12 protein-coding genes are annotated in these 13,934 nt (G+C 51.8%); 10 read left to right on the top strand and 2 right to left on the bottom strand.

Annotated elements, in window-relative coordinates; translation table 11 throughout:
• Nucleotides 1-29: 29 nt before the first annotated feature.
• Nucleotides 30-1,391, bottom strand: coding sequence for a TolB family protein (locus tag ACFVTB_RS07025; protein WP_387746748.1), 1,362 nt, complete (start codon nt 1,389-1,391; stop codon nt 30-32).
• A 206-nt stretch (nt 1,392-1,597) separates the two neighbouring features.
• Here ACFVTB_RS07025 and ACFVTB_RS07020 point away from each other — a divergent pair, with 206 nt between their 5' ends.
• The 8 genes from ACFVTB_RS07020 to ACFVTB_RS06985 all read left to right on the top strand — a co-directional run bounded on the left by ACFVTB_RS07020 (nt 1,598) and on the right by ACFVTB_RS06985 (nt 9,374).
• Entirely contained in the window at nt 1,598-2,314 is a 717-nt protein-coding gene (locus ACFVTB_RS07020; RefSeq protein WP_387746746.1) for a winged helix-turn-helix domain-containing protein, read from the top strand.
• Nucleotides 2,314-3,378, top strand: a complete 1,065-nt coding sequence (locus ACFVTB_RS07015) for a sensor histidine kinase (RefSeq protein WP_387746744.1) — start codon at nt 2,314-2,316, stop codon at nt 3,376-3,378. Before ACFVTB_RS07020 ends, ACFVTB_RS07015 begins: the two co-directional genes overlap by 1 nt.
• A 117-nt stretch (nt 3,379-3,495) precedes the next feature.
• Entirely contained in the window at nt 3,496-4,272 is a 777-nt protein-coding gene (locus ACFVTB_RS07010; protein WP_387746742.1) for an ABC transporter ATP-binding protein, read from the top strand.
• Nucleotides 4,247-6,211 (top strand): FtsX-like permease family protein, encoded by a 1,965-nt coding sequence (locus tag ACFVTB_RS07005; protein ID WP_387746740.1) that lies wholly within the window; start codon nt 4,247-4,249, stop codon nt 6,209-6,211. Before ACFVTB_RS07010 ends, ACFVTB_RS07005 begins: the two co-directional genes overlap by 26 nt.
• Nucleotides 6,212-6,446: 235 nt before the next feature.
• Nucleotides 6,447-7,292 (top strand): SDR family oxidoreductase, encoded by an 846-nt coding sequence (locus tag ACFVTB_RS07000; protein WP_387747039.1) that lies wholly within the window; start codon nt 6,447-6,449, stop codon nt 7,290-7,292.
• 236 nt (nt 7,293-7,528) lie between these two features.
• On the top strand, nt 7,529-8,002 hold the full coding sequence (locus ACFVTB_RS06995) for a hypothetical protein (RefSeq protein ID WP_387746738.1): 474 nt from the start codon (nt 7,529-7,531) through the stop codon (nt 8,000-8,002).
• Between the two features lie 82 nt (nt 8,003-8,084).
• On the top strand, nt 8,085-8,828 hold the full coding sequence (locus ACFVTB_RS06990) for an AAA family ATPase (protein ID WP_387746736.1): 744 nt from the start codon (nt 8,085-8,087) through the stop codon (nt 8,826-8,828).
• Nucleotides 8,829-8,846: 18 nt separating this feature from the next.
• Nucleotides 8,847-9,374, top strand: coding sequence for a hypothetical protein (locus tag ACFVTB_RS06985; protein WP_387746734.1), 528 nt, complete (start codon nt 8,847-8,849; stop codon nt 9,372-9,374).
• Nucleotides 9,375-9,510: 136 nt separating this feature from the next.
• Here ACFVTB_RS06985 and ACFVTB_RS06980 read toward each other — a convergent pair whose 3' ends face one another.
• On the bottom strand, nt 9,511-10,656 hold the full coding sequence (locus ACFVTB_RS06980) for a metallophosphoesterase (RefSeq protein ID WP_387746732.1): 1,146 nt from the start codon (nt 10,654-10,656) through the stop codon (nt 9,511-9,513).
• Nucleotides 10,657-10,839: 183 nt separating this feature from the next.
• Here ACFVTB_RS06980 and ACFVTB_RS06975 point away from each other — a divergent pair, with 183 nt between their 5' ends.
• A complete protein-coding gene (locus ACFVTB_RS06975; protein ID WP_387746730.1) occupies nt 10,840-12,990 on the top strand; it encodes a DNA topoisomerase III in 2,151 nt (716 codons plus the stop codon).
• Nucleotides 12,991-13,114: 124 nt separating this feature from the next.
• On the top strand, nt 13,115-13,786 hold the full coding sequence (locus ACFVTB_RS06970; RefSeq protein ID WP_387746728.1) for a YheC/YheD family protein: 672 nt from the start codon (nt 13,115-13,117) through the stop codon (nt 13,784-13,786).
• Nucleotides 13,787-13,934 lie beyond the last annotated feature (148 nt).

The raw sequence follows: 13,934 nt of genomic DNA, 5'->3' as shown, positions 1-13,934 counted from the left end.
CTCCGTTATTTAAGGATAGGATGATAAGACTAGCGTGTAATCGTCGAGAATTTTCCGTTGGCTGCAACTGCAAGCTGGCCGTTGCTCAGTACGGCAATGCGTCCGCCATTCGAGACGAACAGCTCGGTGACGCCGTCGGAAACCGTATGTAGAAGCTTGGATGCGCCGGTAGCGGCATTAACCGAATAGATGGCATTTTTGTCCCCGTTGCCGCTCAGCAGGTAGAGGTTGTCGCCATGCGAGACGAGCTGGAACACGTCTTGATCAGCGAATACGACGGATGCTTCGCCTGCGGCGGATACAGCGGCAAGCGAGCCTACGCTGGCTTCGTCGTTTGTGAAGTTCACATAGAATGTTTTTGCACCGTTTGCAGCGATTTCCGGGAACGCTTTATCGGTTGCTTCTTTCGTCAGCTGCAGCGCTTTGTTATCGCCTGCGGCCGAATCGTAGAAGTAAATTTGCGGCTCAGTGCCCGTAGCGTCGATCGCCACATCGTCAAGATTGACGTCGGCTGCGCTGTCAGCCGTTACTTTCGGCTGCTTCGTTACGGTATAGGAGAATTTTTTGCCGTCAGCGGAGACGGAGAGATTGCCTTTATAGTCAACTTTATCTTCCAGCACTTTCGAAACGGCGCCGTCCGCAAGGTTTACCTTCGCGATAACGGAGTTTTTGTCGCCTTGCAGGAAGTAAAGCGAGGAGCCGTCTGCGGACCATTGCAGCTCGTTCTTAATCGAGCTGTCTTCGCTCGCCTTTGTCGATTGTTTTGTATCCAGCGCGATGATGTATACCGCACCTAACTCATCCGTATAAGCCGCTTTTGCTCCATCTGGAGAAATGACAAGTTCGGATGTGTTGGACGACTTGAGCAGCAGTTCGTTTTGCCCATTTGAAGCGTCGACCAGGTAGTCCTCACGGCCGCCTTCGATGCTGCGGGAGACGATGAGACGAGAGTCGCCAGCCCATACGGCGCTATCGATATCGGCCAACAGCTTGAAGGAAGTGATCGTCCGTACGCCGTTTTGCACGGAGTAACCGGCGCCAACGGCTTTCAGCAGCGCGGCTGGATCAACGAACGAGCCTCCGTCCGCTTTAACGGCGGCAGTCTCTTTCAGCACGTAGCTTTTGTGGTTCAGGCTTACGGTGATGTTTCCTTTCGATACGTTCAGGCTCGCGTCAATCGCTTTGGCGATGTCGCGTACGGAAACAAGCGTCGTTCCCTTCGATTGAATCGTGCGAAGAGATACTTTCGCGCCGTTAACGACAAACGGAGTTTGACTGATTTGAACGGCATTGCTGGTTACGGCTGCTGCGCTTGCCACCACAGGGCTTACGGCAGTAGCGGTCATTGTTGCGGCAAGAATGGAGAGGAGTAGTGCTTTTTTCATTTGCATCGGCTTCGTCACCTTTCCTTATATCGAACTGTTCATTGCCAAACGGTTCGTCTAGCTCATTGACGAATGCCGTTTGTGCTTGATCCAAGATTAACAGCCGATTATTATCCCATTATTTAGAATTTGTAATGATTTTGTGAAGGTATTTGATTGGTTTTCAACAAACTGCTATCATGAGTCTGAAAAAAAATGGGAGGGTGAACACCATGTATCGTATTTTTATCGTGGAAGACGACGATAAAATCGCATCCATCCTGCAGGCGACGATGACGAAGTATGGCTTCGAGGCGCGCCGCGCTGCGAAGTTTAGGGATCTGCTGGAGGAATTTGAACATTATGCGCCTCATTTGGCGCTTCTTGATATCAATTTGCCGTATTATGACGGTTATTACTGGTGCAGGCAGTTCCGCAAGCTGTCCAATTTGCCGATCATCTTTATTTCCGCCCGCGCCGGCGAGATGGATCAAGTGATGGCGATCGAGAATGGAGGAGACGATTACGTCTCCAAGCCGATCCATCTCGATTTGCTGATGGCGAAGGTGCGGGGAGCGCTTCGCCGCGTTTACGGGGAATACGCGAATGCAGCGCCCACGCAATCGGGAGGCGCCGGACTTTCCGCGAATGGTCTCCTGCTGCATATGAACCGCAACGAGCTGGAATGGCTCGGCCGGAAAGTAGAGCTGACGAAGAACGAAATGCTGCTGGCGGAATGCTTGATGCTTCAGCACGGGGAAGTGGCGAGGCGGGAAGAGCTGTTGGAAGCGTTATGGGATGACGTACAGTTCGTCGACGACAATACGCTGACCGTCAATGTGACCAGACTGCGCAGGAAGCTGGAGGAGCTTGGCTTATCGAAAGCGATTGAGACCATTCGCGGACAGGGCTACAAGCTGACCGTGTCCGAGGAAGAAGGAGAGGCGTAATGAGAGCTTATTTATGGGACCGCAAAATGTGGATTGCCACGTATATGGTATGTACGGGACTTGCGGCTGCGATGTTTTTGCTCGATAAGCTCAGATACGAAGATCAGGTCGATTCCGGTCTGGTCTATTATTTTGTGGAGCTGTCGCTTGTCGTTTTGATAGCGGGGCTTACCGTCGACTATATCCGTCAGCGTTCCTTTCAGAGGCAGTTGAAAGAAGCGGCAGGCAAACGGGATCTGCTGGAAGCTTCGCGGATCGTCCAAGCCGGCGTGACGAATGAGCAGAAGGCGATGCAGCGGCTGCTGGAAGCGCAGTACAGCGCATGTATGACCGAAATCGACCGCTACCGCAGACAGCAGGAGAGGCATAATCATTTCGCTATGCAATGGGTGCATCATATGAAGACGCCAATTTCAGTCATCGATCTGCTTCTTCAGGAGGCGCAGTCCAAAACATTGTCGCAGGAAGAGCAGGCGCTGCTGCTGACGAGCTTGCAGGAGGAGAACGAGCGGCTGGTCCGGGGATTGGAAACGATGCTGCATACGGCTCGGCTCGACAAGTTCGAAATCGATGTGCACATCCGCAGCGTTCCGCTGCACGAGATCGCTAGGAATGTCATTAATGCTCATAAAAAGCTTTGTATCCGATACGCGATTTATCCGCGCGTGGAGGGAGAGGGCTATGCGGAGACGGATGAGAAGTGGCTCGCTTTCGTGCTGAATCAGCTCGTGAACAATGCGATCAAATATTCGAAGCGCAAGCCGGGGAGCAAGAAGCTGGCCGTGCAGGTGTCAAAGCTGATGGACGGAGCGATTCGCCTGTCGGTAACGGACGAGGGGATCGGTATTGCGGCGCAGGATCTGCCGCGCGTCTTCGATCCGTTTTTTACCGGAGAAAATGGACGAACGATCGAAGAGTCGACGGGAATGGGTCTTTATTTGGCGAAGCAGGTATGCGGGCGGCTCGGGCATGAGCTGACGGTGGAGTCTGAGGAAGGACAAGGAACCCGCGTCTCGATGATTTTTTACAATCAATCGTTGTACAAGATCGCTGAGGCGCGCTAACATGACAACATTGTAAGGTCGGGCGTCCGCATTGAAAGGGAAATCGATGGGTCCGGCGGCCCTCTCGGGGATATACTTAGCTTACTAATAGGCCATGCGCCGGGAGGGTATAGACAAATGAGCGTTCTTCGTACAGAAGGGTTAGGTAAAATATACAGTTCGAAAGGCAACGTATCCTACAAAGCGTTGGAGGATATTGATTTGGCGGTGGAGGCAGGCGAGTTTGTCGGCATTATGGGGCCGTCGGGAAGCGGGAAGACGACGCTGCTTAATTTGCTGTCAACGATTGATAAGCCGACATCGGGAAGGCTGGAGGTAAACGGAATCGAGCCGGCCAAGCTGAACGACAAGAAGCTGGCGCTGTTCAGACGCCGCGAGCTCGGCTTTGTATTTCAAGATTTTAATTTGCTGGACACGCTGGCAATCAAGGAGAATATCGTTCTGCCGCTCGTTCTGGAAGGCATGCCGCCGAAGAAGATAGAAGAGAAGCTGGCGCCGCTTGCCGAGCTGCTGCAAATCAGCCATATCTTGAACAAACGGACGTATGAGGTATCCGGCGGACAAAAGCAGCGTGCGGCGATCGCGAGAGCGATTATTCATCAGCCGTCGCTTGTACTGGCCGATGAATTGACCGGCAACCTGGATTCCAAAGCGGCTAAGGATGTAATGGACGCACTTAAAGACATGAATGAACGGCTGCGTGCAACCGTGCTGATGGTTACGCATGATCCGTTCTCGGCGAGCTATTGCCAGCGCATTATTTTCATAAAAGACGGCAAGTTTTTCTCGGAAATTCGGCGAGGTTCGAATCGGCAGGCGTTTTTCCAACAAATACTCGACGCGCTCAGCGTGCTGGGGGGTAACTTCGATGACGTTCCGTTCGCTCGCGCTTAGCAATATCCGCGGCAATTGGCGGTCATACAGTGCGTTTTTCTGGAGCAGCGTTTTCTCGGTTATCATTTTTTATATTTATGCGGCGTTTCTATTTCATCCGGATGTCGTTAGCGGTCATATTTTGCAAGCGCAGCAGGTGCGCACAGGCATGGAGTTTTGCTTGTATATCATCGTTATCTTTTCATTTTTATTTGTGCTTTACTCCAATTCCGCTTTTCTAAAAACGAGAAAGCAGCAATTCGGACTGCTTACGCTATTCGGCATGACCCGGATGCAGCTTCGTAAAATGGTTATTTGGGAAAGCGTCATTATTGCGCTGCTTTCGATTGGCGCCGGGATCGGTTTCGGCATGCTGTTCAGCAAGCTCTTTTTCATGGCGCTGGGCGTTATGCTGAAGGTAGCCGAACCCATTCCGTTCGCAGCTCCATTGAAGGCGCTGGGCATGACGGGAGCAGGCTTTTTTATCCTGTTTCTTGTGATTGCCATATTCACCTCCACCCGCGTCGGCAAGGCAGAAATTATTGATTTGCTGAAAGCGGGCAGGAAACCGAAAGGCGAGCTCGTCTTTTCAAAATGGCTGGTCGCGCTCGCGATCGTCTGTCTCTCGGCCGCTTACGGCATGGCTTTAACGATGAAAATTAACACCTTCTTGATTACAGCGCCGTTAATTCTGGTTACGGTTATTATCGGTACCTATTTTATGTTCACGCAGCTCAGCGTACTGCTCATCCGGCTTTTGCAAAAACGCAAAGGGCTGTTCTACAATCGTACCAATATGCTGGTGCTTTCACAGCTCGGCTATAAGCTGAAGGACAATGCGCGCATTTTGTTCATGGTTTCGATTATGAGCGCCGTTATTTTGACCGCTTCCGGCACGTTCTATTTGATGCAGGTCGGCTATAAGAAGCAGGTAACCTCCTGGTCGCCTTATACGATTGCGGTCATCGAAGAGGGGACAAAGTCGCATGATGTAATCGATCCGGCCAAAATGAAAGCTATTTTGGAAGAAAACGGCCATCCGGTCGAGCGAGAGGTTCAATTTACAGGCGCAGCGATCAATAAAATCGTTTATACGAATACGGGCGGCGGGGAACGGGACTTACGCAACGACAATACGAAGGTCATCGTTTTATCGGCTACCGACTATAACCGGTTGGCCGAGCTGCAAGGACTTCCGACAGTCGTCGTCCCTCAGGATAAAGTGATTCTTGACTCATCCTGGAACAGCTATGTCCGGTCGGTACGCGGAGAGTTGAACGGTAAACCGATCGAGTTGACGGTTTCAGGTACAACGGACAAAACAGAAGGCTCTTTTATGAACAGGACGAATTACGAGATGTTCTATCTCATCATGGACGACTTTGCTTTCACGAAGCTGATGGCCGATATTCCGGACGAGGAGCGCGTCGTCGTATACGGATATGCAGTCAAGCAATGGGATAAGGCAGGCAAAGCCGTTGCTCAGGCGACGGAGCATGTATCGGGAGAAAAGCTGAACCAGATCGAAAAAGGCAGCACGGAATACTACGACAGGTATCAGCAATCCTCTTCGCTGACGCTGTTTATCGGCTTGTTCATCAGCCTGCTGTTCTTTATTGCCTCCGGCAGCTTGATCTACTTTAAGCTGTTCACGGAGCTGCAAGAGGATCAGGCGCAGTTCAGAGCCTTGAAACGCATCGGCATGACCAAGCAGGAAATCCGGCGCGTGTCGGTCAGCCAGATAGCCATCATCTTCTACATCCCTTGCGTCGTCGGCACGATTCATGCTCTGTTTGCGATGCGCGCGCTCGACCGATTGATGGGCTCGTCGATATGGCTCTATTCGCTCTTAGTCGTCGGTATATTCGTCGTCATGCAAACGGCCTACTTCCTTGTCGCAAGCTCCAGTTACTTGAAGGCCGTTAACAGCGGTAACGCCGCTCAGGCGAGCGCGCAGTAATACTGATCTAAAATAAGGGCGACTGGCACTGCGAGAAAAAAACGGGCTGGGATGCTTATGAAATTGGAACGGTTAAATATCCTTCGTATCCGCTTCTCATCTTTACAACTTCGGCTAAACTGCTATTGTATAATTAGAGCAAACAAACAGATAAAGTCATGCGAATATGCTGCTAATTTGAGAAGATAGACGAAGTTTCGTAAAACGATGGAGGAGGTTCGAGATGAGTGCGGATATGAAAGATAAACTGGTGATCGTGACTGGCGCCAATTCCGGTATGGGGCTGGCGACGACGGTTGCGCTTGCGTCGGCCGGCGCGCACGTCATTATGGCATGCCGCAGCAAAGAACGCGGGGAGCAAGCGTTGGAACAGGCGATCCAGCGGAGCGGAACGAACAACATCGAGCTGATGCAATGCGATTTGGCATCGTTTGCAAGCATTCGATCGTTTGCCGAGCAGTTTCGCCAGCGTTACGACCGGCTGGATGTGCTGATTAACAATGCTGGCGTCATCTCGTTGAAGCGCCAGGTGACGACTGACGGCTATGAAGTGGGTATTGGCGTCAATCATCTAGGACACTTCCTGCTGACCGAACTGCTGCTTGAATCGCTTCAGCAAGCGCCGCAAGGACGCATTATCAATGTCTCGTCGGGTGCGCATAAAGCGGGTACGATTCATTTCGACAATCTCAATTTGGAGAAGGGCTACAACGTTTGGAAAAGCTATTCGCAATCGAAGCTGGCGAATATTCTTTACACGAAGGAGCTCGCCAAGCGTCTCGCTCATACGAACGTGACGGTAAATTGCTTGCATCCTGGAGCGGTCGGAACGAATTTCGGAGTGGATCGGGACACGGGCTTCGGTAAACGTGTAATGGCGCTCGTCAAGCCGTTTTTCTTGACTCCCGAGCAAGGGGCCGACACGGCCATTTACTTGGCTACGGAAGAAGAGGGCGGCCGAGTGAGCGGAGAGTATTTTGTAAAGCGGCGAATCGCGAACGTTTCCACTAAGGCGAAGGACGAAGCGTCGGCAACCAGGTTTTGGGAGTGGAGCGAACGGCAAGTTGCATCTGGAAATTGAAAATAAAGGGAAACATCTCCATGACGGGGATGTTTCTTTTTTTAGAATTGCAACAACCATTTGCTGTTTTTTAGCGTCTATAATAGTAGGAAACATTTGCTAAATCAGGGTTATTGCTGAATAATAAAAGGTAGCAACAAGCAGGGATATCCGTTTGGACTGCACTTTATAGCGGCTGCGATCAGAGTAAATTTCCTGATACTAGCGTTTAGTTAGAAAAAGAGGCAGGTGTAACGATGAGTGTAGGCGTGATTGCCAAACTGCTGCTGGCGCTATTGCTGGGCTCGGCGATTCCGGGACAGACCTGGCAGAGTACGGCGAGCAGCTCCGTATTCGATCCGGAGCAAGTGGAAGAGGGGGACATTCTATCGGGCCTGACGGTCGAGCGCATCGACTACAATGCGAAGGACCGCTCATCCGTGCATGTCTTTTTTACAGGTGAAATTTTGGTTAAAGGCACGTACTGGCAGGAGCCTGTCTGTGAGACCGGATGCAGCGGAGAGGAGCATGGCGGGGCAATTTGGTTTACGGTATCGTCCGAATCGCGTCTGCCTATCGCCTCCTACGAGGAAAGCCGGCGCGCTTTTCTACTTGAAGGCTCTCCGTTAACGGGGGAAGGAAAAGCGACGCTAGTCATTAAAAATTACGAGATTCATTACGAAGGCAAAGAAATCGTCAACACGGCCGATTTCGTCCGCTTAGCCCACTAACGACTATCGATAGGAGGTCCTTCGTAAACGCAGCAATATGCGGGAGTGTCGGCGATCCGAACAGAAGGGGGAAGAACGGTAAATGCCTTTTTTGCAACGTATAAGTTTTGAATGGGATAAGGCATCGGCCGATCTACACCGGTATCCGTTCAATATCGAGGCGCTGCGGCGGATGGATGAACTGGAGATCGAGGGGAACGTAACTTTTTTCATCGGCGAAAACGGCTCGGGTAAGTCGACGCTGCTGGAGTCCTTAGCGCTGTTATGCGGCTTCAATACGGTTGGCGGACAGCATTCGCTGCTTGAAAAGGAAAAGGACGACATGTCGCTCTCCTCTGTCATGAGCTTGTCGTGGATGCTGAAAGTGAATAACGGCTTCTTTTTCCGAGCGGAAACGTTCAATGCATTCGCCGATTACATCGACGAGCTGGCTAAAGATCCGTGGAACGAACCACAAAGAGTCTATCAAGCGTACGGCGGAAAATCGCTCAACGAGCAGTCGCACGGGCAAGCGTTTCTTTCCTTGTTCAAGAACCGGCTGGGAGGCGCAGGCATTTATTTGCTTGACGAGCCCGAGTCCGCGCTTTCGCCGCAAAACCAGCTCGCGTTTATGCGAATCATTTGGGAGCTGGAACGGGCCGGGAACTCGCAGTTTATTATTGCGACGCACTCGCCTATTTTGCTGGCCTATCCGGGCGCGACGATTCTAAGCTTTGACCGTTCGCCGATTGGGGAGATCGATTATGAGGAGACCGATCATTATCGATTGACGAAGGAGTTTTTGAACGACAGGGGAAGGTATTTTCGAACACTATTCGAGGAATAAAAAAGGGAGGAATGACTTATGAAATTACAGGCGTTTTCCTTTACCGCACTTCGATTGTTGGCGATTTACTTTGTAGTACAGGCGTTGGGGACGCTGCCTTCGGCCGTTCATTATTCACTTTATAACAATTATTCGGCGGCAATCATCATATGGGCTTATGTCCCTCTAGTGTTGATAGGCGTCTGCGCATGGCTGCTTTGGAGCAAGGCTGACGTTTTAGCAGGAAAACTGACGTCCGCAAATGCAGCAGATGAGGCGGGACGGAACGAGATATCGGAGAGCGCTTTATACCGGGTGGGCTTGCCGATAGCGGCGATTTTTATCATCGTGACCGCACTGCCTGTTTTCATCGGCAGCGTCGTCCAATTGCTTCAAATTAACGTATCGGAATACGGCTTTTCTTCGGCAATTGCGAGCAGCACGTGGAGCTCTCTCATCGTCAGCTTTTTGAAAGTGGCGCTGGCCGCCGTATTGCTGTTTAGAGCCGATACGATCGGCTCTTGGGTAAGCGGCTTAGTCAACCAAGTCAAAACACAAAACAAATAAAAGAAAAGCCGCACGCTCGTGAAGAAATGAGCGTGCGGCTTTTCTTTTATTGCAACTGCGGCATTTTCGCTTTCTCGCAGCGTCCTGCCCGCGGCGTTATTAACCTTCTAGCTTCTGCTTATTTGGCTTATTGTACTTATTCGAATCGTACGTCGATCTGAATAACTTCCGATCGGCTGCCAATCCGGATCGGCGGGCCCCAGGAGCCAAAGCCGGAGGAAACGATGGCATGCAGGCCGCCTTTGCGCAAGTAGCCCCAGTCCAATTCGAACATTCTGCGAGTGACGAGATGGTTGGGCGCCATCTGGCCGCGATGAGTATGACCGGATAAACTTATATCGATGCCGTTCGCGGCTGCTTGTTCGAGGTCAGACGGCTGGTGATCCATCAGAATCAGCGGCAGCGAAGTATCCAGAGGAGCGATCAACTCGGCAATCGATTGCCGTCCGTCTGCGTCGCTCCGGGCCGCTGTTAGATCTTTACGGCCAATGACGTAGAAGCTGTTGTCGACAAGAACGGTCTCGTCCATAAGGACAGGGATGTCGATCGCCTTCATTTCGGCTACAAACCGGTCGATATGGCCGCCGTAATATTCATGATTGCCAAGCACCGCATATACCCCGAGCGGTGCTTTTAATTTTTTCATTACATTAGCCATGCCGTAACGGATGAACGGATCGATGTCGTCGTCAATTACGTCGCCGGGGATAAGGATGAGATCGGGCTTCATGCGCTCCATCTCGGCGACAAGCTTCTCCAGATGCCGATTTCCGACGATCGTGCCGAGATGAATATCGGATGCCATGCCGATCCGCAAGCTTTTATAGGAACCGGCCGCTTTCGAAATCGTGACGTTGTAGCTGCGGACGATCGGCGTCCATGCGTTCCAGCTCCCTCTGATGAGAATAGCGGCGAGCGTAACCAGCGTGACAGTGCCAACAAGCGTCACTGCTTGCGAATAAGGAACCGAGGCGAGGGTAAGCAGCCAGACGAGCAGATCGGCAATCGGGAACAGCAGCAGGCCATATTCCATAACGGCGAACCAGTAGGAGCCGACCAGCTTCACCGGCTTAGCGACCGATCTGAGGCCCGCAACCGATTGGCCTAGGCGGCCGAGTATATAGGAGAGCGCAAGCAAGGCAATCACAATGCTATAAACGGCCGGGTTCTCCAGACCGAACACAATGCGAAGGTACTCCCACCCGTTCCAGCCGAGGTACCAATGAATCAGGCCGATGACCAGTAAAACGGACAGAGTGGAAAATAGAAATCGAAGTTTCATCAACAACAGCTCTCCCTTAATTTAATAGAATGCAATCTAATGTGAAACTACTATATCATAATTGAAAGGGCAGGGTAAAATAAGCCGGCGATAGCCGTTGCGGCGATACCCTCCGAGCCTTCCCTATGAAAAATATGCTACACTATATACAGTTACAACCGAAATGAAATGGAGAGAAGAAAGATGAAATCGCTTGTACTTGCTGAGAAGCCGAGCGTGGCCAAGGAAATCGCCCGCGTGCTCGGTTGCACGAATCGCAATAAAAGCTATATCGAAGGACCGCAATACGTCGTCACTTGGGCGCTCGGACACTTGGTTACGCTGGCCGAGCCGGAGGAATACGACGTCAAATATAGAACATGGAATTTGGAAGATTTGCCGCTGCTGCCGACTAAAATGAATTTAAAAGTAATGAAGGAAACGTCGCATCAGTTCAAAGCGGTCGCCCAGTTGTGCAAGCGCCAGGATATCGGGGAGCTGATTATTGCAACCGACGCCGGCCGCGAAGGCGAATTGGTGGCGCGTTGGATTATGGAGCTCGTCCATTGGCGCAAGCCGTTCAAACGGTTATGGATTTCTTCACAGACCGACAAGGCGATCAAAGACGGGTTTCAGTCATTAAAGCCGGGCAAAGCGTACGATCACTTATATGCGTCGGCCGTTTGCCGCGCTGAAGCCGACTGGCTGATCGGGCTTAATGTGACCCGGGCGCTGACGGTTAAGTATAACGCCCAGCTTGCGGCTGGACGCGTGCAGACGCCGACGCTCGGAGCGCTGATGGAGCGGGAGAAGGAAATCGCCCAATTCCAATCGCAGCCGTATTGGACCATTGCTGCCGATATGGGCGCATTTCAAGCGATATGGCGTGAGCAGGACGGTCATGACGGCCGTCTGTGGAACCGCGAGGCGGCGGAGGCTGTAATTGGCCGGCTGAACGGGAAAACCGCCAAAGTCGATAAGCTGCGCACGACGGAGAAGCAGGAGCCGCATCCGGAAGCGTACGATTTGACCGAGCTCCAACGGGATGCCAATAAGCGGCTCGGTTTCTCCGCCAAGCAAACGTCTAACGTCTTGCAAAAGCTATATGAGCAGCACAAGCTCGTTACGTATCCGCGCACCGATTCCCGTCATTTATCGAGCGATATGGTGCCGACGCTGAAAGGCCGGATTGAAAGCATCGCAGTCGGACCGTATGCGCCGATTGCCCGCAAGCTGCTGCGCGGCCAGCTTAACGTTACCAAGCGAATCGTGGACGACAGCAAAGTAAGTGACCACCATGCGATTATTCCAACGGAGCAATTCGTAAACCTTTCGGCTCTTAGCAGCGACGAGCGCAGACTGTATGATTTGATCGTGAAGCGATTTATTGCGCTGTTTTATCCGCCTTACCGTTACGAGGAGACGAGTGTTACGCTCGTTGCCGGAAGCGACAAGCTGTATGCGAAGGGCAAGGTTCAGAAGGATCTTGGCTGGAAGGAAGTGTACGGCGCAGACGTCCGGCTTTCGGACGAAGATGAGGAGGAGGGCGGAAGCAGCGGAGCCGATCGCCAGCCGGAGCAGCTGCTGCCATCTCTTGCATTAGGCGCCCAGCTGCCGATCAAACAAAGCCGGCTGAAGGAGCTCCGCACAATGCCGCCTGCCCGTTATACGGAAGCTTCATTGCTGTCCAAGATGGAGAAGCACGGGCTGGGTACGCCTGCGACGCGCGCCGACATTATCGAGAAGCTGCTGTCTACCGATACAATCGAGCGTTCTCAGAATCGGATAATTCCGACCGGGAAAGGAAAGCAGCTGTTTGAGCTGGTTGTCGAGGAGCTGCGCAGCCCAGAGCTGACGGCGCAGTGGGAGCGCGAGCTGGAGCGGATTGCCCAAGGAAAAGGCGACCCGTCCACATTTATGGCCGGTATCCGCGAGCAGGCCGGCAAATGGGTGTCCGAGGTGAAGCGGGAAACGAAAGAATACAAGCCGCATAACTTAACGCATTCGCGTTGTCCAGAGTGCGGCAAGAACCTTATGGAAGTGAAAGGGAAGCGCGGCAAATCGCTTGTCTGCCCGGATCGGGAATGCGGTTACCGGCGTTCGGCGGAGCCGCCGCTGACGAACAAGCGTTGTCCGCAATGCCATAAGAAAATGGAAATTCATGATGGAAAAGCAGGCAAGTACTTTCAATGTCGCCCCTGCAACGTCATCGAAATGGTCGGCGACAAGCAAGGCGGCCGTGTGAACAAGCATCAGCAGAAGAAGATGATTGCTCAGTACAGCGATAACGTTTCCTTGTCTAACAGTCTCGCAGATGCGCTGAAAGCGGCTCTGTCGGAGAAAGATAAACAGTAAAGCTTTCCTTTTAAAACTCGCTATTCACGCAATTAAGGCTAGTAACCTGCGCCATTCATCCAAGAGACAGATGCATCCCCGTCATATGCTATCAATGAAATAGCAGGAAGGGAGATAGATTGTTATGGGTGAACATACCGGCAGGCAGTTGGCTAGCAAATGGGCGAAGACGGCCGTGCTTAAGGCTCATTCGGAAATCGCGCCGCATATTCCGCCGACGATGAAGTATACGGCAGACAATTTGCGAAGCATGCTGAATACGCATAGCATGGTTGTCGTGAAACCGGTCAAGGGAGCGGGAGGAAACGGCGTTATCAAAGTGTCAAAAAGCAGAGGGCAATTCTCGTACACGTATTATTCCAAAACGAAGACGTTCTCGACCTTCGATGCGATGAAGCGCTCGCTGGACAAAAGCCGGAAGCCTCGCCGTTATTTGATACAGAAAGGAATCCGTCTCGCGACGGTGAATGGCCGGCCAATCGATTATCGCGTTAAATATGTGAAAACGGAAAATGGCTGGGTATACCGTTCGATGGTGGGACGGATCGCTAAGCAGGGGCTGTTCGTAACGAATCTGTGCAAAGGAGGGACGATGGTGACGGCTGCGCAAGGAATCCGCATGTCGCTGTCGTCGTCCGCCGTTGCTGCGAAAAAAAGCAAGATGAGACGATTGACCGTTCTGTCAACGGCAATGCTGGAGAAAAGCTTCCCGGGCATCGGCCAACTCGGCTTCGACTACGGCATCGATAGGGAAGGAAAGATTTGGATTTTTGAAGTGAATACAAGGCCGCAATAAGCCTGGCATTGCTGGAATAAACCCTCTACAGGGTTTATTTTTTTGCCGTCGTTGGTCTAGCAATTCCAATTAACGGAATTAATAGAGTAGAAATAGATGATTAAAGTTTTTTATCGATAGATTTGAATGATAGGCTGTGTATAACAAT

This window comes from Paenibacillus sp. NPDC058071, assembly GCF_042885235.1.
Taxonomy (GTDB): domain Bacteria; phylum Bacillota; class Bacilli; order Paenibacillales; family Paenibacillaceae; genus Pristimantibacillus.
Note: the sequence above shows the minus strand (reverse complement) of the source record. Positions and strands in the feature narration are given on the sequence as shown.